This window comes from Salifodinibacter halophilus (assembly GCA_012999515.1).
GTDB classification, from domain to species: domain Bacteria; phylum Pseudomonadota; class Gammaproteobacteria; order Nevskiales; family Salinisphaeraceae; genus Salifodinibacter; species Salifodinibacter halophilus.
Map to the genome: position 1 here is coordinate 1 of JABEEB010000163.1, position 286 is coordinate 286.

General features: G+C 63.6%; 1 protein-coding gene. It reads right to left on the bottom strand.

Features of this window, described 5'->3' with window-relative positions; genetic code table 11:
* Positions 1 to 286: multidrug ABC transporter ATP-binding protein (locus HKX41_11155; GenBank protein NNC24689.1), on the bottom strand; the 286-nt coding region annotated here is incomplete at both ends.

A 286-nucleotide genomic window follows, 5' to 3' on the forward strand; every position in this document is an offset into this window, starting at 1 on the left:
GCCGCAGCATGTAGCGGTGGGTTTGCCAGCGCACGAGGTTGGTCATGTTCGGGTGCACGGCCTGGTTCAACAGCAGATCGTGCAGGCCCAGGCACACCGGCCGCGCGACCAGCATCACCACCGCCATCCACAACAGCTGCTCGCCGTGTGTGGCGAACAGCTCCGAGGCCGGCGTGGTGTTGACCAGGTCGACCACCTTGCCGAGGTAATCGAACATGATCACTTCGACGATGGCAGCGAAGAAACCGACCACGGTCAGGATCACGAAGATCGGCCAGGCCTGGCG